Source organism: Ovoidimarina sediminis, from assembly GCF_032586175.1.
In the GTDB taxonomy this organism is placed as follows: domain Bacteria; phylum Pseudomonadota; class Alphaproteobacteria; order Rhodobacterales; family Rhodobacteraceae; genus Ovoidimarina; species Ovoidimarina sediminis.
In genome coordinates, this window is record NZ_JAWHTE010000074.1 from 1 (window position 1) to 633 (window position 633).

Consider the following 633-nt stretch of genomic DNA (forward strand, 5'->3'; position numbering starts at 1 on the left):
AAAAAAATCCCTGATTGCGACGGAGCGGCTGCGCAAACGGGTCCGCGCCGCCAGGTACGAGTGGCGGCACCGCCGGATGCCGAGGATGCGTCTTGAGCCGCATCGGCTGGTCTTTATTGATGAAACAGCTGTCACGACCAAGATGACACGGCTTCGGGGCCGATCCGCCCGAGGGACCCGGCTCGAAGCAGATGCGCCCTTTGGCCATTGGCGCACGCAAGCCTTTATCGCAGGCTTGCGGGTCGACGAACTCAGCGCCCCATGGGTGCTGGATGGCCCCATGAACCGCGCAGCGTTCGATACATATATCGAGACCCAACTGGCCCCGACATTACAGCCGGGCGATGTGGTGATCGCCGACAACCTGTCATCCCACAAATCCGCTTACGCCCAGAACGTGCTGAAGTCTCAAGGCAACTGGCTGCTCTTCCTGCCGCCATACTCGCCCGATCTGAACCCGATTGAGATGGCATACTCGAAACTCAAAGCGCACCTGCGACGGCTCAAGGCCCGTACGTTCGACGCGCTCTTCCAATCAGTCGCCCAAACCTGCGACCTCTTTCCACCAAACGAGTGCCGAAACCTCTTCAAGGCTGCCGGATATGTTGCAGATTAAATGGACGAGGCTCTAGA

Annotated in this window: 1 protein-coding gene; it reads left to right on the forward strand. The window is 59.4% G+C overall.

Annotated features, from left to right (window positions below):
* On the forward strand, nucleotides 1–616 hold a 616-nt coding region (locus RXV90_RS25780; RefSeq protein WP_316653294.1), incomplete at its 5' end, for an IS630 family transposase.
* Nucleotides 617–633 lie beyond the last annotated feature (17 nt).